Annotated in this window: 17 protein-coding genes and 2 pseudogenes; 14 read left to right on the top strand and 5 right to left on the bottom strand. The window is 72.8% G+C overall.

Annotated features, from left to right (window positions below; translation table 11 throughout):
• Positions 1-79 precede the first annotated feature (79 nt).
• Positions 80-1,357 (bottom strand): extracellular solute-binding protein, encoded by a 1,278-nt coding sequence (locus ACZ434_RS10230; protein ID WP_468453802.1) that lies wholly within the window; start codon positions 1,355-1,357, stop codon positions 80-82.
• A gap of 373 nt (positions 1,358-1,730) precedes the next feature.
• On the opposite strand from ACZ434_RS10230, the gene ACZ434_RS10225 reads away from it, so the two are divergent.
• The 7 genes and pseudogenes from ACZ434_RS10225 to ACZ434_RS10195 all read left to right on the top strand — a co-directional run bounded on the left by ACZ434_RS10225 (position 1,731) and on the right by ACZ434_RS10195 (position 9,542).
• On the top strand, positions 1,731-2,495 hold the full coding sequence (locus tag ACZ434_RS10225; RefSeq protein WP_468453800.1) for a GntR family transcriptional regulator: 765 nt from the start codon (positions 1,731-1,733) through the stop codon (positions 2,493-2,495).
• Between the two features lie 159 nt (positions 2,496-2,654).
• Complete coding sequence (locus ACZ434_RS10220; RefSeq protein ID WP_468453797.1) at positions 2,655-4,178, top strand: glycoside hydrolase family 3 protein; 1,524 nt, start codon at positions 2,655-2,657, stop codon at positions 4,176-4,178.
• Positions 4,179-4,312: 134 nt separating this feature from the next.
• The gene (locus ACZ434_RS10215; RefSeq protein ID WP_468453795.1) at positions 4,313-5,338 is read left to right on the top strand and encodes a phytanoyl-CoA dioxygenase family protein; all 1,026 of its coding nucleotides are present in this window, start codon (positions 4,313-4,315) and stop codon (positions 5,336-5,338) included.
• Positions 5,335-6,651, top strand: a complete 1,317-nt coding sequence (locus ACZ434_RS10210; protein ID WP_468453793.1) for a DUF6271 family protein — start codon at positions 5,335-5,337, stop codon at positions 6,649-6,651. The genes ACZ434_RS10215 and ACZ434_RS10210 overlap by 4 nt, the downstream gene beginning before the upstream one ends.
• Positions 6,609-7,811: pseudogene (locus tag ACZ434_RS10205) on the top strand (type III PLP-dependent enzyme); the annotation flags it as partial. The gene ACZ434_RS10210 and the pseudogene ACZ434_RS10205, both read left to right, overlap by 43 nt.
• Positions 7,812-7,826: 15 nt before the next feature.
• Positions 7,827-8,345 carry a GNAT family N-acetyltransferase gene (locus tag ACZ434_RS10200; RefSeq protein WP_468454513.1) on the top strand — a complete coding sequence of 173 codons (519 nt, stop codon included), beginning with the start codon at positions 7,827-7,829 and terminating at the stop codon, positions 8,343-8,345.
• 6 nt (positions 8,346-8,351) lie between these two features.
• Complete coding sequence (locus ACZ434_RS10195) at positions 8,352-9,542, top strand: MFS transporter (RefSeq protein WP_468453791.1); 1,191 nt, start codon at positions 8,352-8,354, stop codon at positions 9,540-9,542.
• Positions 9,543-9,582: 40 nt separating this feature from the next.
• On the opposite strand, the gene ACZ434_RS10190 is transcribed toward ACZ434_RS10195, so the two are convergent.
• The 4 genes from ACZ434_RS10190 to ACZ434_RS10175 all read right to left on the bottom strand — a co-directional run bounded on the left by ACZ434_RS10190 (position 9,583) and on the right by ACZ434_RS10175 (position 14,673).
• The gene (locus ACZ434_RS10190) at positions 9,583-10,224 is read right to left on the bottom strand and encodes a superoxide dismutase (protein WP_468453789.1); all 642 of its coding nucleotides are present in this window, start codon (positions 10,222-10,224) and stop codon (positions 9,583-9,585) included.
• A 136-nt stretch (positions 10,225-10,360) separates the two neighbouring features.
• On the bottom strand, positions 10,361-11,575 hold the full coding sequence (locus ACZ434_RS10185) for an MFS transporter (protein ID WP_468453787.1): 1,215 nt from the start codon (positions 11,573-11,575) through the stop codon (positions 10,361-10,363).
• A 434-nt stretch (positions 11,576-12,009) separates the two neighbouring features.
• The gene (locus ACZ434_RS10180) at positions 12,010-13,827 is read right to left on the bottom strand and encodes an AMP-dependent synthetase/ligase (protein ID WP_468453785.1); all 1,818 of its coding nucleotides are present in this window, start codon (positions 13,825-13,827) and stop codon (positions 12,010-12,012) included.
• Between the two features lie 147 nt (positions 13,828-13,974).
• Complete coding sequence (locus ACZ434_RS10175) at positions 13,975-14,673, bottom strand: TetR/AcrR family transcriptional regulator (protein WP_468454511.1); 699 nt, start codon at positions 14,671-14,673, stop codon at positions 13,975-13,977.
• 156 nt (positions 14,674-14,829) lie between these two features.
• On the opposite strand from ACZ434_RS10175, the gene ACZ434_RS10170 reads away from it, so the two are divergent.
• The 7 genes and pseudogenes from ACZ434_RS10170 (at position 14,830) to ACZ434_RS10140 (ending at position 23,210) form a co-directional block, all read left to right on the top strand.
• Positions 14,830-16,041 carry an oxygenase MpaB family protein gene (locus tag ACZ434_RS10170; RefSeq protein ID WP_468453783.1) on the top strand — a complete coding sequence of 404 codons (1,212 nt, stop codon included), beginning with the start codon at positions 14,830-14,832 and terminating at the stop codon, positions 16,039-16,041.
• A gap of 22 nt (positions 16,042-16,063) precedes the next feature.
• Positions 16,064-17,287, top strand: a complete 1,224-nt coding sequence (locus ACZ434_RS10165; protein WP_468453781.1) for an oxygenase MpaB family protein — start codon at positions 16,064-16,066, stop codon at positions 17,285-17,287.
• A gap of 163 nt (positions 17,288-17,450) precedes the next feature.
• On the top strand, positions 17,451-19,763 hold the full coding sequence (locus ACZ434_RS10160; protein WP_468453779.1) for a molybdopterin cofactor-binding domain-containing protein: 2,313 nt from the start codon (positions 17,451-17,453) through the stop codon (positions 19,761-19,763).
• Positions 19,764-19,778: 15 nt separating this feature from the next.
• On the top strand, positions 19,779-20,255 hold the full coding sequence (locus ACZ434_RS10155; RefSeq protein ID WP_468453777.1) for a (2Fe-2S)-binding protein: 477 nt from the start codon (positions 19,779-19,781) through the stop codon (positions 20,253-20,255).
• Positions 20,256-20,417: 162 nt separating this feature from the next.
• Entirely contained in the window at positions 20,418-21,098 is a 681-nt protein-coding gene (locus tag ACZ434_RS10150; protein ID WP_468453775.1) for a DUF4232 domain-containing protein, read from the top strand.
• 147 nt (positions 21,099-21,245) lie between these two features.
• Positions 21,246-21,359 (top strand): annotated as a pseudogene (locus ACZ434_RS10145) (DUF397 domain-containing protein); the annotation flags it as partial.
• A gap of 162 nt (positions 21,360-21,521) precedes the next feature.
• Positions 21,522-23,210, top strand: a complete 1,689-nt coding sequence (locus ACZ434_RS10140; RefSeq protein WP_468453773.1) for a serine/threonine-protein kinase — start codon at positions 21,522-21,524, stop codon at positions 23,208-23,210.
• Positions 23,211-23,247: the final 37 nt, after the last annotated feature.

Below are 23,247 nucleotides of genomic sequence, written 5' to 3'. Positions count from 1 at the left end.
TCTCTTCTCGACATACTCGACGCCGGGGCGGGGGCCGGCGAGTGGCCGCCCCCCGCCCCGTCCGTGCGCTCGCTGCGTCCTACTGCTGCTGCGACAGACGCTTGTTGAACTCGCCCTCGACCTGCTTGGCGGCCTCGGCCGGGGTCTTGCCGTTCAGCACGGCCGTCAGGTAGGTCTTGATCGGGTTGGGGTCGTTCTCCACCGCGGCCCACTCGGGGATCAGCGGCGTGGTGCCGCCGACGGCGGCGGCCGGCGCGGCGGCCTCGGCGGGGGCGTTGCCCTTGAGGTTGCTCTGCAGCGACTCCTTGTTGGGGATGACGCCGTTGAGCTTGGCGAGCTGGCCCTCGAACTTGTCGGAGAGCGCGATCTTCAGGAACTCCTTGGCGAGCTCCTGCTTCTTGCTGCCGGCCGCGACGGCGAGGTTGGAGCCGCCGAGGAAGACGCCCTCGGGCTTGTCGGCGGTGGCACCGGGGATGGTGAAGTAGCCGATGTCCTGCTCGATCTTCGGGTTGGCCTCGGTGGCGATGCCGGCTTCCCAGCCCATGCCGATGAAGGCGCCGACCTTGCCGTCGGCGAAGACCTCACCCTGCTGCGGGGTGGCCTCGTCCTTGTCCTTGGGCGCCTTCGACAGGGCCTGGAACTTCTTGTAGGTCTCCGCGGCGGCGGCGACCTTCGGGTCGTCGAGGTTGGAGACGTACTTGTCGCCGTCCTTCTTGACCAGCTCGCCGCCCTCGCCGATCACCAGGCCGACGAAGTGGTACCAGTTCTGGCCGGGCAGGTAGATCGGCTCGGCGTCGGTCTTCTCACCGATCGTCTTGAGCGCGGCGTAGAACTCGTCGCGGGTCTTGGGCGTGTCCTTGAGGCCGGCCTCCGCCCAGATCTTCTTGTTGTAGAGGACGACACGGTTGGCGAAGTACCAGGGTGCCGCGTACTGCTTGCCCTCGTAGATGGACGACTCGTTGAGCGACTCGGTCCACTCGCCGCCGATCTCGGACTTGAGGTCGGCGAGGTCGGCGAGGCCGCCGGTCTTGGCGTAGGCCGGGGTCTGGGTGTTGCCGATCTCGAAGACGTCCGGCGGGTTCTCCTCGGACAGCGCGGTGGTCAGCTTCTGCTGGATGCCGTTCCACTGCTGGACCTCGAACTTGACCTTCGCCTTGGTCTTCTTCTCGAACTCGGCGGTGAGGTCCTTCTGCCACTGGTCCGGCGACGAGCCGTCCATCACCCACACGGTGAGCGTCTCGCCGGCGTAACCGTCCGCTCCGGCCTTCTTGTCGCCGTCGCCGCTGTCGCCGCCACACGCAGCGACGGAGAACAACATGCCCGCGACCCCGATCGCGGCTATCAGCTTGCGCTTCACGCGCCACCCCTCCTCAGGAATGCCTTCCACACCCACGCCCTCGGCGGTGACCCTCACAATGGCGCAACAGCTCGGCGGGCTGGGACCCGGCTTCCTCTAAATGGTTTAGACCAGCAAGGGGAGCTTGGCCTAGACCTATGGCTCTGTCAAGAGTCGTGGACTCACGCAAAGGTAACGGCTCGGACACCCTCACCGGGCCCCGGAACTCCACCCAAACGGGGACGGGTTGACGGTTGGACTAGACCAAAGGGAGAACGCGCCGTTATAACGGGATCGCCGAGCGTGCGGCGCCGAACCCGGCCGTCCGCCGACGTGCACCGCGGCCGGCTCCCCGCCGTCCGCGCGCCGGACACCGCAGCCGGGAAGGCAGGTCATGAGCACGGACGTCAGCAGCGCCCAGGCCGGAACGGGGGCGCCGGGCCGTATCGGCCGCGTTCCGAAGTACTACCGCATCAAGCAGCGGCTGCTGCAGATGACCGACGAGCGCGCACCGGGCGCCCCGATGCCGGCCGAGCGGCTGCTCGCCGTCGAGTTCCGCACCTCCCGCACCACGATCCGCAGGGCGCTTCAGGAACTGGTGAGCGAGGGCAGGCTGGACCGGATCCAGGGCAAGGGCACGTTCGTCGCCCGCCCCAAGGTCTACCGGACGCTCCAGCTCACCTCGTACACCGAGGACATGCGGGCCCAGGGGCTCAACCCCACCTCGCGGGTGCTGGAGATCGGCTACGTCCCCGCCGACGAGGAGCTGGCGGCCCTGCTGGAGGTGGAGCCGGAGGACAGGGTGCTGCGCATCGAGCGGCTGCGGCTGGCCGGCGGCGAGCCCATGGCCATCGAGGCGACCCATCTGTCCGCCCGGCGCTTCCCCCATCTGCGCCGCAACCTCCTGCGCTACACCTCCCTCTACACCACCCTGTCCGAGGTGTACGGGGTGCGGCCCGCGGAGGCCGACGAGACGATCGAGACCTCGCCCGCGACCCCGCGGGAGGCCGGTCTGCTCGGCACGGACGTGGGGCTGCCGATGCTGCTGCTGTCCCGCCACTCGCGCGACGAGACGGGCAGGCCGGTGGAATGGGTCCGCTCGGTCTACCGCGGCTCGCGCTACAAGTTCACGGCGATCCTGACCCGCCCCTCACCCTGACCAGGTGTTCATTCCCAACTCCCTTTATTTGAACGGGAGTTAAGAAGGACATTCCTTGACAGGGCACAGTGGTCCAGTCCACCATCCCAATGGTCTGAACCATTCGTGGCGCGTTCCCTTTCCGTCCGCCGCGCGCACAACCCCGCACGGAGGTCCCGCATGACCGAGAGCAGCCACCCGCGACTGCTGCGGTGGGCGCACTCCGTGCTCCAGCCGGGCTTCGAGGGGACGGCGGTGCCGGACTGGGTGCGCCGACGGATCTCCGAGGGGCTCTCCTCCGTCGTCCTCTTCGGCCGCAACATCCGGGGCCCGGAGCAGGTCGCGGAGCTCACCACCGCCCTGTACGCCGAGCATCCCGGCCTCGTCGTCGCCGTCGACGAGGAGGCCGGCGACGTCACCCGGATCGAGGCCCGTACCGGGGCGTCACGCCCGGGCAACCTGGCGCTCGGCACGCTCGACGACATCGATGTCACCGAGCAGGTCGCCCGGGACGTCGGCCGGGAACTGCACGGCCTCGGCATCACCCTGAACTACGCGCCGAGCGCCGACGTCAACACCAACCCGCTGAATCCGGTGATCGGGGTGCGCTCCTTCGGGGCGCGCCCCGATGTCGTCTCCCGGCACGCCGCCGCCTGGGTCCGGGGTCTGCAGTCGGCGGGCGTCGCCGCCTGCGCCAAGCACTTCCCGGGCCACGGCGACACCGTCGTCGACTCCCATCACGGGCTGCCGCGGGTCCCGGCGGGCGCCGGAACCCTCGCGCTCACCGCGCTGCCGCCGTTCATCGCCGCGATGGACGCGGGCGTACGGGCCGTGATGACCGGACATGTGCTGGTCCCCGCCTACGACAGCCGGTGGCCGGCGACCCTGAGCCGCCCCGTCGTCGGCGGGCTGCTGCGCGGGGAGCTGGGCTACACCGGCCTGGTCGTGACCGACTCGATGCAGATGGGCGCCGTGGCCGACCGCTACGGCGTGCCCGGCGCCGCCGTACGGGCCGTCGCCGCGGGCGCGGACGTGGTCTGTGTGGGCGGCGGGGAGGACGGCGAGGCGACCACGGCCCGGCTGGCCGGCGCCCTGGTGAGAGCGGTACGGGACGGGCGTCTGCCCGAGCAGCGGCTGGCCGAGGCGGCGGGGCGGGTGGCTGAGTTCGCCGAGTGGGCGGGCGCCCTGCGCCGTACCGCCCGCGTGCCCGAGGGCAGTCCCGGTATCGGGCTGGCGGCGGCCCGGCGGGCGGTCCGCGTCCACCGCGGGCCAGAGGCGGACACCGCGTTCCCCCTCGTGGGCATCCCCCATGTGGTGGAGCTGGCTCCCGCCACCACCCTCGCCGTCGACCCGGGAACCCCGTGGGGTGTGGCGGCACCGCTGAGGACGCTGTGTCCGGGCACCACCTCGGTCCGGCTCGGCGAACTGCGGCTCCAGGACGGCGACGAGGTGCTGGACCGGCTGGCGCTCCGCCCGGCGCGCGGCCGTCCGCTGGTCGTGGTGGTCCGGGACGCGGCCCGCCACCGCTGGATGACCCGCGCGCTCGCCGGTCTGGTCCGCAGGCGTCCCGACGCGTTCGTCGTCGAGATGGGTGTGCCCGCGGGTGAGCGCCCCGGCGCGGTGTACCTGGCGACGCACGGCGCCACGCGCGTGTCGGGCGTCGCCGCGGCCGAGGTCCTCCTGGGCCGCACCGGTCCGGGCTAGCGGCGCCGGTCACCGGTCCCTTCGTTCCTCATCCCTTTCCTCTCCCTTCCCCCTTCCTTCCTTCTGTCCGCATGCCCGAGTCCTTCCTTCCTTCTGTCCGCATGCCCGAGCGATCCCGAATTCCGGAGTACCGCATGACGACGCACCACCGTTTCTTACACCGCGCCGCCTCCCGGCGCCCCTACTTCAGCGCCGACGGTGAGACCTACCTCGCCGGGACGCAGCTGCGGCACCTGGAGAAGGACCTGCCGCTGCGGGTGCTCTCCGAGGAACAGTTCGCGTCCTGGCGGAACCACGGCTACGTGGTGGTCCCGGAGGCCGTCTCCCCCGACGCGGCCAAGCTGCTGCTGGAGTTCGCCTGGGAGTTCCAGGGCCTGGACCCGCAGCGCCCCGACACCTGGTACGAGGAGCGCGCCTTCCGCTCGGACCTCGACCGGGACCTGTACGTCTACGGCTTCGTCGAGGCGTACCACCACCAGCTGATCTGGGACAGCCGGCAGACGCGGCGGGTCTACGACGCCTTCGTGGACGTCTGGGACTGCGAGGAGCTGTGGGTCACCCTGGACCGTCTCAACCTCAACCCGCCCAACGTGAGGAACCGTTCGCGTTCGCTGATCGACCCGACGGACGAGGGCTTCGACATCGAGCTGCACTGGGACGTGGACACCACGGCGAGCGTGCCCCCGCAGCGGGTTCAGGGCATCATCGCGCTCACCGACACGGAGCCCGACCAGGGCGGTTTCCAGTGCTCGCCGGAGCTGTTCCGGCGGTTCGACGAGTGGAGGGTCGCCCAGCCGGCCGGCCGGGACCCGATCCGGCCCGGCGCCGACCGCACGGAGTTCCCGGTGGTCCGGCCCCGGCTGAACGCCGGTGACCTGCTGATCTTCAACGGGATGCTGGCGCACGGGGTGGCCGGCAACTCCTCGGCCGACGGGGTGCGCGCGGTGCAGTACCTGTCGATGATGCCCGCGCTGGAGGAGCACGAGGAGCTGCGCCGTTCGCGGGTGGAGTCCTGGCGCACGCTCAGCACACCCGACTGGAACCCGACGCTGCTCGGCGACGCGGCGAAGCACGAGTCCCTGCGCTACGGGCCCGCCGAACTCGACGGACTGGGCCGCAAGTTGCTCGGCCTGGACGGCTGGAACGGGTCGACGCGATGAGCGGGGGAACCGACGTGCACCGGATATGCCTGGCGCTCCCCACCGACCGGGAGTGCTCCGCGGCCATCGCCGCGATCGGCGGGGAAGCCTCGTACGCCGCCCGGCACTTCGACGTCGAGGTGCACCTGCTGGTCCTCGACTCCTCCGACGCGCGGACCCGCGAGGCCCATGCGCGGGCGGTCGCCGCGCTCCCCGCGACCGCGGGTGTCGTCGTGCACCACCTCGACGAGTCCGCCCAGCGGGACTTCCTGCGGGGCGCCATCGACCGGGCCGGGATCCCGGAGCCGGAGCGGGTCCTCGGCCTCATGCTCCCGGACGCGCTCTCCTACGGCGCCTGCACCAACCGGGCGTTCCTCGTCGCGGCGGCGCTGGGCTGCCGTTCGCTGCACCGGCGCGACTCCGACTGCGCCTACCAGGTCTTCGGCGGCGCCCCCGTCCATCCGGTCCACCACGAGCTGGCCTCCCTGGGCAAGCCCGCCCGTGACGCCGTCGCCGGGGTGTCGGAGGTGGTGCTCGACCCCGCGCTCGCCGACCGCCCCGTCTCCATGGTGGGCGCCTCCTTCATCGGGGAGCTCTCCGTGGACGTCGGCGGCATCCGGGAGCTGGACAAGGAGGTCTACGAGCAGGTCGTCGGCCTGTGGGCGCCGGGCCACTGGACGGCCGCGCGCAAGCGCGACCTGGTCGAGGAGTCCTTCAAGGGCGCCGGGCTGCTGCCCTTCACGGGCGACCACTCGACCCTGACGCTGGTGGACCCGATGCGCGTCGACATGTCCAACATCGCGTTCACCCGGGACGTGTACGAGCGGCTGCCGCTGCCGCCCGCGCCCGCCACCATCGGCAGCGACTACTTCCTCATCCACGCCGTGCACGACGCCGCCCTGCCCGGTGTCCTGCACAACCGGCACATCGAGAACCACTACACCGGGGAGCGCCGCACCCACGCCGGATTCCTGGCGTACCAGCGGCGGTTCGTGAAGTTCCTGCTGTCGATGCTGTACCTGCACCACGTCTACGAGCGGATGGGCGATGCGGGTGCCGGGCTGCTGGACGACGGCGGGCGGCTCGACCCGGCGCCGTTCGCCGCGTTCCTCACCGAGAGCGTCCGGCTGGACCGTACGGAGAACGAGCGGCGGCTGGACACGATCGAGGCGGCGTACGGCCGACTCGGCGGAAAGTACGCCGAGTTCGCGCGCGGCATGGCCGCGGAGCGGGAGAGTCTGCTGGACGAGGCGGCGCGGGACACCGAGGAGTTCGTGCTGCTGATCGGTGCCTGGGAGGCACTCGTGGACGCGTGCCGGGGCGCGCTCCGGTGAGCGGGGTCCTGCGCACCGCGCTCGCGGCCGCCGGCGAGGACGCGCTCGTCTACGACCTGGACGGCATCGCCGCCCGGTACGACGCGCTGACCGGTGAACTGCCCGGCGTCGACGTGCGGTTCGCCATGAAGGCCTGCCCGGTGGAGGAGGTCCTGGCCCGGCTGGCGGGCCTGGGCGCCGGCTTCGACGCGGCGAGCCCCCGGGAGATCGACCGGGCGCTGGCGACGGGTGTGCCCGCGCACCGCGTGCACTACGGCAACACGGTGAAGTCCGACCGCGACATCGCCCGGGCGTACGTGCTGGGCGTACGGGACTTCGCCACGGACAGCGCGGAGGACGTGGCGGCGCTCGCCCAACACGCCCCGGGGTCACGGGTGTTCTGCAGGCTGGCGACCACGGGCGAGGGTGCGCTGTGGGGGCTGAGCCGGAAGTTCGGGTGCTCGGCGGACGATGCCGTACGGGTGCTGGAGACCGCGCGGGAGGCGGGTCTCGTACCGGCCGGACTGTCGGTGCACGTCGGTTCGCAGCAGATGACCGCCGAGGCGTGGCAGCAGGCCTTCGCGGTCCTCGCCGAGGCGCTCACGGCGCTGCACGGGCGGGGGATCGTGCCGGACCACGTCAACCTGGGCGGGGGCCTGCCCGCGCTCGGCTACGCGGACCGGCGGGGCGAACGGCTGGACCCTCCGCTGGACAAGATCTTCGCCGTGCTGCGCGAGGGCATGGAACGGCTGGCGGAACTCTCCCCCCGCCCCCTGGACTTCGTCGTGGAGCCGGGCCGTCATCTGGTCGCCGACCACGGCGCGGTCCGGGCCCATGTCTCCCGGCTGACGTCCCGCCGTCAGCCGGACGGGGAGCGGGAGCACTGGCTCTATCTGAGCTGCGGCAAGTTCAACGGGCTGTACGAGATGGACGGGGTGCGGTACCCGCTGGTCTTCCCGTCGCACCCGGAGGCGGGCGACGCCGACCTGGTGCCGGCCGTCGTCGCGGGGCCCAGCTGCGACAGCGACGACGCCTACGCCCATGAGCACCGCCGGGTACGGGTGCCGAGGGCGGTCGCGTCCGGCGACCCGGTCTGGGTGCTGTCCGCCGGCGCGTACGCCGCCAGTTACATGACCGAGGGGTTCAACGGCTTCCGTCCGCTCCCCGTCGTCTGCGTCCGCGGGGACGCCCCCGAGGTGCGCGTCCGTGCCGTCGGCGAGGACGACTGGCCGCGGCTGGCCGCCCTGGAGGCCGAGGTGTACGCGCCGGCCTCGCTGTCCGAAGGGGCCGAGGCGCTGCGCTCCCGGGGCAGGGCGTCCCCGGCGACGTGCTTCGTCCTGAAGACCGGCGACCGTGTCGCGGGCTATGTGCTCGCGCTGCCGTACCCGCGGTTCCGCTACCCGGATCTCACCCGGCGGGAGGAGGGGACGTACGACTCGCGCAATCTGCACCTGCACGACCTGGTGATCGCCCGCGACCTCCGCGGCCGGGGGCTGGGCGGCAGGCTGCTGCGGCACCTCACCGGGGCCGCCGGGCGGTTGTCGTACGAGCGGATCTCGCTGATCGCCGTCGGCGGGACGGAGGGCTTCTGGGCCGGTCACGGCTACCGGCCCGACCCGGGGGCCGAGCTCCACGGCAGGTACGGCGACGGCGCCGTCTACATGTCCCGTCCGGTTCGACGCGACCGCTGGAGCGGTCCGGAAGAGGGGTGCTGACCACTCATGCTGCCCACCCCCGGCGATTTCCGCCGTGACCAGCTGGCCGCGGCCGCGCTGTTCTGCTTCCTCGGCTTCCAGTACGCCACCTGGGCCTCCCGTCTGCCCGCGCTCAAGTCCCGGTTCGGCCTGGGCGAGACCCAGCTCGGGCTGCTGCTGATGATCTGCGGGGTCGGGGCGGCGGTGTCCTTCCCGCTGGTCGCTCCGCTGATGCGGCGGCTCGGCTCGCGCGGGCTGGCGGTGTGGTCCGCCCTGGTGCTGGTGGCGGTGCTGCCCGCGCTGGCCGCGGCCGGCAACTACCCCCTCGCCCTGGCGGTGATCTTCGTCGACGGTGTCGCGGTCGGCTGTCTGAACGTGGCCATGAACGCGCGAGGCGCCGCCCTGGAGGAGCACTACGGCCGGGCCGCGATGGCCCAGTTGCACGCGATGTTCAGCGGCGGGGCGTTCGGGGGCGCGCTGCTGGCCTCCGGGACGAACACCGTCACGCACTCGGTGACCGCGCACTTCGCGCTGGCGGCGGTGCTGCTGGTGCTGCTGCTGGCCGCGTCCAGGCCCCGGGTCCTCGCCGAGGCCCCCGCTCCTCCGCCCGGGGAGCGGCCGGCGCAGGACGGCCGGAAGGGGCTCGGGAAGCTGACCGGGGCCTCGCGCACGGCGCTCTGGCTGGGCTGCGCCATGGTGTTCGGCACGGTCACCGAGGGCGCCATGAACGACTGGTCCGCGCTCTACCTGACGGAGGAGACGGGCGCGTCGGGGCGGCTGGCACCGCTGGGCATCGCGTTCTTCTCGGTGATGATGGTGCTGGCCCGCCTGCTGGGCGACGGCTGGCGAAGCCGGTGGGGCGACGCGTTCCTGGTGCGGGCGGGCAGCGTGCTGGCCGGCACCGGTCTCGCGCTCGCCCTGCTGACCGGCGGCACCTGGCCGGCGCTCATCGGCTTCGCCTGCGTCGGCCTGGGCATGGCGGCGGTGACCCCCTGCCTCTACGTGGCCGCGGCGGCCGAGGGGCCGGGCGCTCTGGCCCTGGTCGCCGCCATGGGCACCACCGGCCTCCTCGCGGGCCCGGCACTGATCGGCTTCGTCGCCGGCCACAGCGGTCTGACGGCCGGCATGGCGTTGGTCGCGGCCTGCGCGGTGCTGGTGGCGGTGTGTTCGCGGTGGGTCGGCTGGAAGAAGAGGGAGGCGGAGGCCGTGGCGCGCTGAGCGCCGGGGGCCCGTGCCGCGCGGGCCCCCGGCCGCGCCGTCACGGCGCGAGCAGCAGGCTGTCGCCCCGCTCCTTCGCGGCCGTGTAACGCCGGGCGACGTCCTGCCAGTCGACGACCTCCCACATCGCCTCGACGAAGTCGGCCTTCTGGTTCCGGTACTGGAGGTAGAAGGCGTGCTCCCAGGCGTCGAAGACGAGAAGGGGGGTGGAACCCTGGCCGACGTTGCCCTGGTGGTCGTAGACCTGCTCGACGATCAGCCGCCCGCTCAGCGGCTCGTACGCCAGTACGCCCCACCCCGAACCCTGCGTGGTGGCCGACGCCTTGGACAGCTGCGCCTTGAAGCGGGCGAAGGAACCGAAGGACTCGGCGATCGCGTCGGCCAGCTCCCCCACCCCGTCCTTCTCCAGCGGCTCGCCGCCGCCGTCACCGGTCATGTTGTGCCAGTAGATCGAGTGCAGGATGTGCCCGGAGAGATGGAAGGCCAGGCTCTTCTCGAGCCCGTTGATCGACCCCCAGGTCTCCTGCTCCCGCGCCTCCGCGAGCTGCTCGAGCGTGTCGTTGGCGCCCTTCACATAGGCCGCGTGGTGCTTGTCGTGGTGCAGCTCGATGATCTCCGGGCTGATCACCGGGGCGAGCGCCGCGTAGTCGTACGGGAGCTCCGGGAGGGTGTACAGGGCCATGTTCGACGTCCTCCGTAACTGCGAATGATGTGCAACTGCACGCTAGCAGCAGGAGGGGCGTACGCCGATGAGGCGCCGGTCCGGGGACCGACGCCTCATCGGGTGATCTGTTCGGGCCGCCCCCGGCGGCCGGCGCTCAGGAGCGCCGGGACCGCAGCACCGGGGCGAGCAGGATGACGAGCAGTCCGGCGAGGGGCACCACGAGCAGGCCCACGCGCAGACTGGTGGCGTCGGCGACGAGTCCGACGACGGGCGGGGAGCACAGGAAGCCCAGGCGCATCAGCCAGGAGACGATGGTGAGCCCCGATCCGGGCTTGAGCCCGGGCAGTTCGTCGGCCTCGTGCATCGCCGCCGGTACGAGGGTGGCCACGCCGAACCCGGCGGCGGCGAAGCCGAGGATCGTGCCCGGGACCGTTGGCACGGCCAGCGCCAGGCCCATCCCGGCCGCCACGACGAACCCGCCGGCGCGGGCCACCTGACGCTGGCCGAAGCGGTCGACGAGCCGGTCGCCGATCAGCCGGCCGATGAACTGCGCCCCGACGAGGGCGATGAACCCGCAGGCGGCAAGCGTCACCGACGCGTCCAGGGAGTCGGAAAGGTACAGGGTGGCCCAGGAGTTGCCGGCGTCCTCGACGAGCGTGCCGGCGGTGGCGATGAGGACCAGGGCGGCCAGCGTGTACGCGGTGCGCCTCGACCCCGTCCCCGGCTCGCGCCGCTGTCGCACGTCGGGGGTCCCGCCGCTCCCCTCCTCCCCGGCCGGTTCGATGTCCGGGCCGGGCAGGCAGTACCGCAGCGCGACACAGGCGGCGACGCCGAACAGCACTCCGGAGACGAGCAGATGCTGCCCCCGGGGCAGGTCGAGCGCGATCGCGCCGGCGGCCATGGCCCCGCCGGTGACCGCGCCGATGGACCAGATGGCGTGGAAGGAGTTGATGATGCTGCGTCCGTAGCGCCGCTGGACGCGCAGACCGTGGGCGTTCTGCGCGACGTCCGTGATCGCGTCCATGGCCCCGGCGAGGAACAGCGCCGCCGCGAACAGGGCCACCGAACCGGCCAGACCCGCCGCCAGGACCGCGGCGCCCGTCAGCAGGGTGCCGAGCACGGCCACGCGCGCCGAGCCCAGCCTGCGCACCAGCACGCCCGCCGCGAGGCCGGCCACGATCGCGCCCGTCGGGAACGCCGCGACGGCCAGGCCGTAGGCGGCGTTGCCGATGCCGAGGTCGTCCTTGATCTGCGGATAGCGCGGCAGCAGGTTGGCGAACAGGGCGCCGTTGGTGAGGAACAGCACCGCCACGGCCGCGCGGGCCCGCCGGTCGGCCCGGGTGGGCTCCCGCAGTACGTCGACAGTCATGCGGGGAGCCTACAGCGGGAGCGTACGTTCGTACATTTCAAGGTTGCACTACCGCGCGCTGCCGCCCTCCGCGGCAAGCCGCTCCGGGACCCTCCCCGGCCTCGCGGGCCCGCCGCGGTGGGGCGCCCCGTTCGCTGCGGCCTCCGCCGGAACCGCCGAGGGCCTCGACCGGCCACGGCAAGCGTTCGGCCCCCACCCCGCGTCGCGGGACACGACCGGACGCCGCACCGGGTGCCCACCGGAACCGCACCCCCGACGTCGCAGGACACCGCCGGACACCGCACCGGGGACCCGCCGGAACCGCATCCCCGGTCTCGCGGGACACCGCCGGACGCCGCACCGGGGACCCACCGGAACCGCATCCCCGGTCTCACAGGACACCGCCGGACACCGCACCGGGGACCCGCCGGGGCCGCGGCCCCGGCGGGCCGGTCCTACGCGTACATCGACTCGATCGTCCCCGCGTGCAGTTTGGCGATCGTCCTGCGCCGCAGGCTCAGTTTCGGGGTCAGCTCTCCCGACTCCGCGGTCCAGGGGCCGGCCAGTACCCGGTACTCCTTCACCTGCTCGGGGCGGGACAGTGCCGCGTTGGCCTCCGCGACGGCGGAGTCGAGGGCCGCGAGCACCTCGGGGTGGGCCGCCAGTTCCTCCAGGCCGTCGGCGGTGATTCCGTGGGCCCTCGCCCAGAGCGGGGCCGCCTCCTCGTCCAGCACCAGCAGCGCGGTGATGTACGGGCGCCGGTCGCCGATCGCGACGGCGTGGGCGATCAGGGGGTGGGCCCGCAGCAGGGACTCGATCCCGGTCGGGGCGATGTTCTTGCCCCCGCCGGTGATGATCATCTCCTTCTTGCGGTCCGTGACGGAGACGATGCCGCGGGCGTCGACCGTACCGATGTCACCGGTGGCCAGCCAGCCGTCCGCGTCGGCCACGGGCTCGACGGCGCCGTCCGCCCCCAGGTATCCGGGGGCAACCACCGGACCGCGGACGAACAGCTCCCCGTCGTCGGCGGCTCTGACCTCGATGCCGGGGCCCGGGCGGCCGACCGCGCCCAGGGCGTACGCCCCGGGGGTGCCGACCGTCGCCGCCCCGGTGGTCTCGCTCAGGCCCCACACCTCGTACACCGGGATCCCGGCGCTCGCCAGGAACTCCAGGACGGCGGTGGGGATCGGCGCCGCTCCGCTGAAGGCGCGGCGGCAGTCGTCGAGTCCGACGGCGGCCCGGATCGGCCGCAGCACCCGCTCGTCCAGCCGCTTCAGCTCCGCGGCGTGGTCCTCGGGGACGTCCTTGCCCTCGGAGCGCAGCCGGAACGCCTCCAGCGCGAGCTTCCGCGCCCGCTCCACCGACTCGGCCCGCTCCCCGGTCAGGGCGCCGAGCCGCTGCCGCAGTCCGCTCGCGAGCTTCTCCCACACCCGGGGCACGCCGAAGAACCCGTGCGGCCGCACCCGGAGCAGCGTGGGCAGGAGCCGGCCGGGGTCGGAGCAGATGGTGACATGGCCGGCGTTGCAGATCGGCAGGTGGATCCCGAGCACCTGCTCGGCGATGTGCGCCATCGGCAGGTAGGCCACCGACCGCGGATGCCGGGGGACGGCGACGAGCTGGTCCTGCATCAGGGATTCGTGGAGGACGTTGCGGTGCGTGAGCACCACGCCCTTGGGGTCGCCGGTGGTGCCCGAGGTGTACACGACGGTCAGCGGCTGATCGGTGGTGACCTCGTCGGTGAGCGCGTCGAAGGCGGCGTCGTCGGGCGGCGCCGCGCCGCGTACGGCCTGGTAGGCGACGAACCGCGGGTCGCCCTCCGGGGCGACGCCCCAGTCGAGGACCACGACGGCGCGCAGCTGCGGCAGGTCGTCCAGGACCGGCCGCCAGCGCCGCATCTGCTCCTCGCCCTCCAGGACGAGGACGGTGGCCGCGCTGTGCCGGGCGACGAAGCGGACCTGCTCGGTGCCGAGCGTGTCGTAGGTGCTGCACGGGAGGGCGCCGAGGTGGACGGCGGCCAGGGTGGCGACCCAGTGCTCGGCCCGTTGGGACATCGCGATGAGCATGCGCTCGCCCGGGTTCAGGCCGACGGCGGTGAGACCGCGGGTGAGGGCGGCGACCTCGGCGCGCAGCTGGAACCAGGTCAGGGTCCCGTCGTCGGGGCCGATGCCGGTGGTGAGCGCGGGGCGGTCGGGGAACTGCCGCGCGTTGCGGCGCAGCAGCCGGGGAATCGTCAATCCCTCGATGGACTGGTGCAGTTGCTCTGCTGCGGCCACGGCGGGCTCCCTCCATCGCGAACCGTGAGCGAGCGACTCCTCGGAGTGCTCGAACTCCTCGGCGGCACACAGTGGACCGGTTGCTGACCGAGTGTCAATAGAGCGCGCACGGCCCGTCGTTCACGGCCCGGGGCCGGTTGCCGGGTGTCAAGTGGGTCCGGAACGCGGCGGTTCCAGCATCGGCACGAGGAACTGCCGGGCCACCGCGCGCATCTGCTCGTCGTCGTCGAGGTCGACGACATGGCTGGGGATGACCAGGAAGGACGCGGAGACCCGGACCATCATCTCCGCCACGAGATCCACGTCGACGTCCGCCGGGACGGTGCCGGCGTGCTGCTCCCGGCGCAGTCTGCCCGCGAGGAACTTCCGCACGGTGCCCAGTGTGCGGCCGCCGTCGCTGGTCATGGAGGGTACGACGGCGTCCGGTTCGGCCGTCATCAGGCCCCCGATGAGGGGATTGCGGCGGATGGTGCGCAGTGAGCTGACGAAGCCGAGGACGACCCGGTCGGCGACGGTCTCGGCGTCCTGGATGTCGAGGATGAACCGGTCGAAGTACCGCCGGAACTCACGTCGTACGACCTGCTCGACCAGCATGTCCTTGGTGGCGAACCGGCGGTAGACGGTGATGCGGGAGACACCCGCGAGCCGTGCCACGTCCGCCATGGTGGACCGCTTGATGCCCATGCGGCAGAACTGCTCGTACGCGGCGTCCAGCAGGCGCGCGGCGATCGCGTCGTCCGGATCCGCGCCCTCGACCGCCTCGGTGAACGCGATCTCCAGCAGCGACGGGGAGTCGGAGGGCCTCATGAGGGCCGACAGTACCGCGTCCTCGTTCGCCTTCCCCATGTCCACGGGACCCTCCCTGATGCCGTCGCGCCTCTGGCGTTCATGCCCCGTCTGTGCTCCCCTGGGGAACCAGTGAGGGAAACAGCGATACCCGAACTGTTTCACCGTACCAAACGGCGTGAGGACGGCAGCGGCACTCGAGGAGAGGTCCGGGTCATGGATGTCATGGGGCGCGGCACGGTGGCGGCGGGCGGAGCGCTGGGCACGCTCGGCGCGCCGTCGCCGGACCGCGTGCGTTCCCCGTGGACGTGGTCGCCGGGCGGCTCGGTGGCCGGCCGGGGCACGGGCGCCGACCCCGGCCGGGTGGGCGACGAGGAGGCCGACCGGCTGGTCGCCTCCGTGATCGACCGCGGCGACGTGCCCAGGGTCAACCGGGAACTCGCCCAGTGGACCCGCAACGGCCAGCCCCTGCCCAGCGGTCTCCCCGCCGACGTGCGCGAGTGGATGGAGCGGGCCCGCCGGATGCCTTCCTGGGCGGACCGGGGCCGGCTGGACCGGGCGGCCGACTTCGGCGAACGCAGGAGCCTCTACCTCAACCTGCTCCACGGTGTCGGCGGCGGCCTGCTCAGCGCCGCCGTCCCCCGGGAGGCACGCGCCGTCCACCGCGCCGACGGGGAGGACCGGGTCACCAGGACGAGCCTGCTCGGCTTCGCCATCGGCGACCCGAACGCGTACCGGCCCGACGGCAGGGCCGTCGTCGAGACCGTCAGGACCCGGCTGGCGCACGCGGCCGTACGGCATCTGCTCGCGCGCTCCCCCGACCGGGCCCGCACCGGCGGCGGCCGGGCTGTCCCGGTCAGTCAGGCCGACCTGCTGGTCACCTGGCACATCCTGGCCACCCGCACCCTGCGCAAGCTGCGCGAGTGGGAGGTGCCGATGCCGGCCGCCGACGCGGCGGCGTACCTGCACCTGTGGCAGGTGAGCGCGCACCTGCTCGGCGTCCGCGACGAGTACATCCCGGCCACCTGGGACGAGGCGGGCGCCCAGTCCCGGCAGGTCCTCGACCCGGTCCTGGCCCCCACGCGGGAGGGCATCGAACTCACCGGCCTGCTGCTGGGCCGGCTCGCCGAGCAGACCAGCCCCGGCGGCATCGACCGGCCCCTGTGCAACGCCCTCGCCCGGTACCTGGCCGGTGACCGGATCGCCGACTGGAACCGCGTCCCGCGTGAGCCGTTCTGGGAGCGGGCGATCGCGACGGCCTGGCCGAAGCTGGTGGCGTTCCGCGAGAAGTCGATCCCGCTCGCGCTGGTGCCGCCGCTCGCCTGGACGATCGACGAGGCGATCGGCCAGTACCTCCTCTTCTACCTGACCCAGGGCCGGGGCACGCGGCTCGACCTCCCCGGCACCTGCCGTCCCACCGACCGGTGACAAGCGAGAAGGAGTGCACATCATGGCAGACATCAACCGGCGCAGATTACTGGCCGCCGGCGGCGCACTGGGCACCCTCGGGGCCCTGGGCCTCGCGTCTCCCGCCCGGGCCCGCTCCCTGTGGACCTGGTCGCCGGCCGGTTCGGTGGCGGGCAAGGGCGCGGGACTCGACCCGGAGTGGGTGTGGGACGACGACGTCGACGCGATCATCGCCCAGGTGATCGAGCGGGGACAGGTGCCCCGGGTCAACGACCTGCTGCGCGGCTGGGTCCGCAACGACCAGCCGTTGCCGGACGGACTCCCCGGTGACCTGCGGGACTGGATGGAGGAGGCCCGCAAGCTGCCCTCCTGGGCGGACCCGGACAAACTCCAGGACGCCGTCGACTTCACCAGGAAGAAGGGCCTGTACACCGGCGTCCTCTACGGCCTGGGCAGCGGTCTGCTGAGCACCGCCATCCCCAGGGAAGCGCGCGCCGTGTACTACTCCAAGGGCGGCGCCGACATGAAGGACCGCGTCGCCAAGACCGCCCAGCTGGGCTACGACGTCGGCGACCGGTACGCGTACAAGCCGCAGGGCGGGATGATCGCCACCTCGGTGCGGACCCGGCTGGTGCACGCGGCCGTACGGCACCTGCTGCCGCAGTCCCCCGGCTGGACCCGCACCAGCGGCGGCCAGACCATCCCGATCAGCCAGGCCGACATGATGGTCACCTGGCACAGCCTGCCCACCTACGTCATGGGCAAGCTGCGGGACTGGCGGGTGCCGATCACCGAGACCGAGTCGGAGGGCTTCCTGCACGTGTGGCAGGTGAGCGCGCACATGCTCGGCATCCTCGACGAGTACATCCCCGCCACCTGGGAGGAGGCGGGCGCACAGTCCCGGCAGGTCCTCGACCCGATCATCGACCACACCCCCGAGGGCGCCGCGCTGACCGACGCGCTCCTCGGCATCATCGCCGAGGTCGACGCCGGTCTCACCGAGCCGCTGATCAACGCGTTCTCCCGGTACATCGTCGGTGACCGGGTCGGCGACCTGATCGGCCTCGACCGGGAACCGATCCTGAAACCGATCATCAGCGGAGCCTGGCCGCTGGTGGTGGCCTTCCGCGAGGGACTGATCCCGCTGCCGGGCATCCCGTCGATCGCATGGGTCCTGGAGGAGGCGCTGCGCAAGTTCGTGCTGCTCTTCATGTCCGAGGGCAGGCCCATCCACCTGGAGATCCCCGACGCGAACCGCCCGTTCTGACCGCACCCGGCGCTTCGGGGACGCGGGGCCCGCCCCCCGCCGGCGGTTCCCGCGTCCCGGCGCCACCACGGGCCGGGCCGGGGCCGCCCCCTTGCCGTCCGGGCGGGCGCACGGAAAGGTGTGCGCCCCCGAACCGATATGCCGAGAGGGACACGTGACGAGCATGCGCAGTGACGGCACGGCACCCCGACCGGAACCCGGCCCGCCCGAAGGCCCCGGAAGACGCCGTTTCCTCGGATACGTGCTGGCGGCCCCGACCCTGGTGGCCGCCGCCGAACTCGCCCCCGCCTCCCCGGCGGTGGCCGACGGCATCCCCTCCCCGGAGATCACCGAACTGCTCGACCTCAACGACGTGATGACCGCCGCCGCCCTGCCGACCTCCGGCCTGATCAGGGTCGAGGTGCACGAGGACGGCACGGTGTCCTTCGCGCTGCCGCGCGCCGAGGTCGGGCAGGGCATCACCACCTCGACCGCCATGCTGATCGCCGAGGAACTCGACGTCCCGGTGGAGCGGGTACGGGTCACCCTGGCCGACGCCCGGCCGGAGCTGCTGTTCAACCAGCTCACCGGCGCGTCCAACACCACCATCTCCACCTACACCCCCGTCCGGGTCGCCGCCGCCGTCGCCCGGCAGCGGCTGCTGCGCGCGGCGTCCTCGGAACTCGGCGCCGACGTGGGCGAGCTGACCCTGAAGGCGGGTGTCGTCACCGCCCCCACCGGCCGCACCGCCGGCATCGGGGCACTGGCGCGGAAGGCCGCGGCGACGCGGACCGAGCAGGCGTCCGTGAGCCTCAAGCCGCGTGAGCGGTTCACCGTCATCGGCCGCCCCCGCACCCGCGTCGACGCGCTCGCCGCCGTCACCGGACGCAAGAAGTTCACCATGGACCTCGACGTCCCGGACGCCCGGCCGACCATGGTGTGCCGCCCGCCCACCATCAACGGCAGACCCGGGACGGTGGCCAACCTCGACGAGGTGCGCGCCATGCCCGGGGTCACCGACGTCGTGGTGATCTCCACCGGGGTGGCGGTGCGGGCGGGGACCTTCGGGCAGTGCGTCGACGCCGTCCGCGCCCTGCGGGTCTCCTGGCGACCGGGGACGGCGGAGGGCACGTCCGACGCCTCCGTCCAGAGACAGTTGCGTGCCGCCGAACTCCCCATGGGACTGCCGCCGTTGACGCCGAGCGTGGAGGGCGAGTTCACCTTCGCGTTCCGCAGCAACAGCGCCCTGGAGCCCAACTGCGCGATCGCCGACGTCCGGTCGGACCGCGCCGAGATCTGGTCGTCCCTGAAGTCGCCGATCGTCGCCCAGCAGACCATCGCCGCCAGGCTGCGGCTGCCGGTCGGCGCGGTCACCGTTCACGTCACCGAGGGCGGCGGCTCGTTCGGCCGCAAGCTGTTCTTCGACGCCGCGCTCGAAGCGGCCGAGATCTCCCAGAAGATGCGTAAACCCGTCAAGCTGATGTGGCACCGCGCGGACGACGCACGCCAGGGCCGCACCCACCCCATGGCCCGCTCCCGCGTACGCATCGCCTACGCCGGCGACACCGTCCTCGGCTACAAGCAGCGGCACACCGGCGTCCCCACCGACCTCGGCCACGGGCTCGGCGAGCTGTTCACCGCCATGGCCGCCCAACTGCCCGTCGGGGACGCCGCCTTCTCCCAGACGTTCTTCCAGCTCTCCCAGTCGATGCCGTACGGCTTCGGCGCCAACAGCCGCCTGCTGAACGAGACCGGCAAGGGCTTCAACACCGGCAGCATGCGCAACGTCTACTCCCCCGACGTCACCTGCGCCCGGGAACTGATGGTCGACCGGCTCGCCGAGAAGACGGGCCGGGACCCGTACGAACTGCGCCGCCGCTTCCTGCGTGACGACCGCGCCCGGGCGGTCCTGGAGAAGGTCGCCGAGGCCGGTGACTGGGGCCGCAGCATGCCGGCCGGCACGGCACAGGGCATCGCGCTGCACACCGAGTACCACGCGGCCAACGCGGTGCTGGTGGAGATCGACTGCCGCCCCGAGACGGTGAACCGGCGCGTCCGCGACGGGGTGACGGGCCCGCGCGTCACCCGGGCGGTCGTCGCCGTGGACGTCGGCCTCACCGTCAACCCGCGCGGCCTGGAGGCCCAGATGATGGGCTGCCTCATGGACGGCATCGCCCTCGCCCTCACCTCCGGTCTGCACCTGCGCGACGGCCACTTCCTCGAAGCGAGCTGGGACAACTACTTCTACACCCGGCAGTGGAACACCCCGACCGAGCTGGAGATCATCGTCATGCCGGACACCACCGGGAAACCCGGCGGAGCCGGGGAACTGGGCGTCGCCGCGTCCATGGCCGCGGTCGCCTGCGCCTACGGCCGCGCCACCGGCACGATGCCCACCAGCTTCCCGATCAACCACGACACGCTCTCCTTCGAGCCGAAACCGACCGTCCCGCCCGTCCCCGCGTCCCCGACCGACGGCCTGGACCACGTCCGCTGAACCCCGGGAGAACCCGTGCCGAAACACACGTTCCGCCTCAACGGCGAACAGGTCACCGTCGATGTCGCGGACGAGGAAAGGCTGTTGTGGGTGCTCCGGGACGTCCTCGGCGTCACCGGACCCAAGTACGGCTGCGGCATCAACGTCTGCAAGGCGTGCACCAGCCACCTCAACGGCCGTGCGGTCAACCCCTGCGCGGTCCCGGTGGGCGCCCTGAAACCCACCGACGAGATCACCACGATCGAGGGCCTCGCCGACACGGTCGACACCGACCTGCACCCCATGCAACAGGCCTGGCTCGACCTCGACGTGGCCCAGTGCGGCTACTGCCAGCCCGGCCAGATCATGGCCGCGGTCGCCCTGGTCCGCCGGGTCACCGAGGAGAACCGCGAGATCACCGAGGCCGACCTCGACGGCATCCGCAACATCTGCCGCTGCGGCACGTACCCGCGCATCCGCGCGGCGATCAGGGCGGGGGCCGCGAAGATGTGACGCCGGGTCGCGGCCGGCCCGGCCCCGAGGCGACTTCGTCGTAGCCATGTACGCGATCAGCAACAGAGCCGTGGCGCCGGCTTTGCGGGGGCCGTTCCCGGTGCAGAATCACCTGCATCCGACGGAACACCGGCCGTGTCCGGCCGCTCACAGGGGGACATCATGAACGCTGCTGCCTACAGCCACCGCCGCACCGCCCGTGTCCGCCGGGCCACCGCCCTGGGCGCCGCCGTGGTCGCCGCGCTGCTGGCGACCACGGCGTGCCAGCCCACCGACGACGCCGCGGACGGAGCCGAGTCCTCGCAGCGGCCCGGAACATCGGCGCCGGCGACGGCGACACCAGGCGCCGGCAGCGACACCGACAGCGGCACCGACAGTGGCAGCGGCAGCGAAGAGGACGCCGGCGTTCAGCTGTGCACCCTGGGGGACGTGTCGATCTCCGCCACGACGTACGACGCGAAGGACGAGCCGACCCGTCACCTCCTCCTCGTCGCCACCAACACGAGCGACAGGAAGTGCGACGTCCAGAACGCTCCCGAGGTGATGCTCGGCGACGCCCAGGGCCCGGCCCCGGTCCTGGACGGCACCTCCCCCGGCGAACCGGTCACCCTTGCCCCGGGCGAGAAGGCGTACGCCGGTCTGCGCGCCACCGGCGGGCACATGGACACCTACGACGTGACGTCGATGACCGTCACCCTCGGCAGTCCGGGCGGCGAGGCCGAGGCCGAACCGCCGGTCGACCTGGCCATGCCGGTCGAATCGTTCCCGGCCGACGACGGCCAGCGCGTCACCCACTGGGCGGGCACCGAGGGCCTCGCCATGCGCCCGATCACGACGTCCTGACCGGCCGAGCCGGGGCGTACGCGGCCCAGACCGTCCTGCCGGGGCCGGGACGGTCGCGCACGCCCCAGTCGGCGGCGGCTTCGTCATCGAGCAGGCTCTGCCGGACCGCCGCCCGGCCGGTGAGGCGGTCACGCAAGCAGCTACAGCGGCAGCTCCGGCGGTGACTGCGTCGAGGTCGCCGTGCGCACCGGAGCCGTTCTCGTCCGGGACTCGCAGGACGCGGGCAGGCGGGCGCCGGCCGTGTCCCGGGACGCCTGGTCGGCGTTCACGGCGCCGGCGGCCGGCTCGCGCGTCCGAACGTCCGGTGAGGAAGCCCGCGTCACTGGTCCGGTCACGCAATATGAGTTCCCGTACCCATGTGCCGGGCCGCTGGTGCTGGTTAGGCTGCCGCCGCCGGATGCGGGCAGGGAAGGCGGGGGCGGTATGCGGGCGGGCGGCGGAGCGGGCGGGCTGGAGGGGCTCAGGGGGAGTGATCCCCGGGAGATCGGGGGCTATCCGCTGTGTGCCCGGCTCGGTGAGGGCGGCATGGGCACGGTCTATCTGTCGCGCACCCGCGGGAACCGTCCGGTCGCGCTCAAGGTCATCCGCCGGGAGCACGCCGAGGACCCGCAGTACCGGCGCCGTTTCGCCCGGGAGGCGCAGGCGGCCCGGAAGGTCGCCGGCTACCACCTGGTCCCGGTGCTGGACTTCGACACCGACGCCGGACAGCCCTGGATCGCCACCGCGTACCAGCCGGGCCCGAGCCTGGGCTCCGTACTCGAGACGTACGGCCCGCTGCCGGTCGCGACCGCCCTGCAGGTCACGGGGTGCGTGGCGCGGGCGCTGCACGCCGTGCACACGGCCGGATACGTGCACCGGGACGTCAAGCCCGGCAACGTCCTGCTCGGGGCGGACGGGCCCTGGCTGATCGACTTCGGCATCGCGCGGTCCGCCGACTCCACCGACCTCACGGCGACCGGCGGCCTCGTGGGCACGCTCCGCTTCATGTCGCCGGAACACGCGCGCGGCCGGGAACCCGGGCCCGCCGCCGACGTGTTCTGCCTCGGTCTGCTGGCCGCCGTCGCGGCGACCGGGCGTCACCCCTACGGGGAGGGCGAGGGCATGGCCGTCGCCGCGGCGATCGCCGGTACGGACACCTCTCCCCCCGTGCTCGACGGTTACCCGGAGCCCCTGCGGCACGTCCTGCGGGCCACGCTCGCCGCCGATCCCGGACAGCGGCCGGACGCGGCCGGGCTGGCCGCCCTGTGCGAGGAGGCGGCCGGGCGGCCGCTGACCGACTTCGACGACTGGCTGCCCCCACCCCTCGCCTCGGCCGTGGCGTCGCTGGAGACGGAGGTCTCCGAGCTCACCCGGCGTTCGGCAGCGCCCGGTCCGCCCCCGCCGCCGGTGCCCGCACCCGCCGGCTTCGGACCGCCTCCGCTCATGCCCACGGTGCCGGGCCGTACGGAACCCGCACCGCCGGTACGGCGCGGACGGGTGCCGGCCGCCGTGCTCACCGCCGTCGCCGTGGTGGCCGGGGCCGTCGCCGTCACCTCGGTGTGGCCGGACGGGGCCGACCGGGCGGACGGCGCGACCGGGTCCGGCTCCCCGGCCCCGTCGAGCGCACGGCCGCACACGCCGAAGGAGCCCGCGCAGGAGGACGACGGCGGCGAACGGCGTCCCGTGCCGCACGCCCCCTCCGGCTACCGGCTGCTCTTCGCCAACAAACCCTTCACCTTCGCCCCTCCCCCGGGAAACGATCAGGCCAATCACCTGGACCTCGATGCCCCCCGGTCCACCTACATGGAGCGCGGAGCCCTCCCGGGACCTGCGGAACTCGTCTACAACTCCGACGGCTGGCTGGGCAGCATCCTCGTGGTCGTCGGGGAGCGCGAGACCGTCTGCACGGAGGAACAGCAGACCGCCGTCCTGTCCCACCCGCTGCCCGCCGCCGAACTGCGCCTGGGCCGGCAGGTGAGGGTCGGCACCATCCTCTGCTCGATCACCAGCAACGACGCCGTCGCGGAGGCGGAGATCACCGAGATCGTGCCGGGAGAGGGCGCCGACGGGCTCCCGACGTACAAGGGGTACGTCACCGCCTGGGAGCGGCCGGCAGAGAACCGACCGGCTTGAGCCCTTGGCCGGAACGGGCGCAACAGCTCTCAACGCT

The sequence above is a fragment of the Streptomyces sp. NPDC030893 genome, assembly GCF_055571535.1.
The sequence above is the reverse complement of the archived record's forward strand: the minus strand, read 5'-3'. Positions and strand labels throughout refer to the sequence as shown.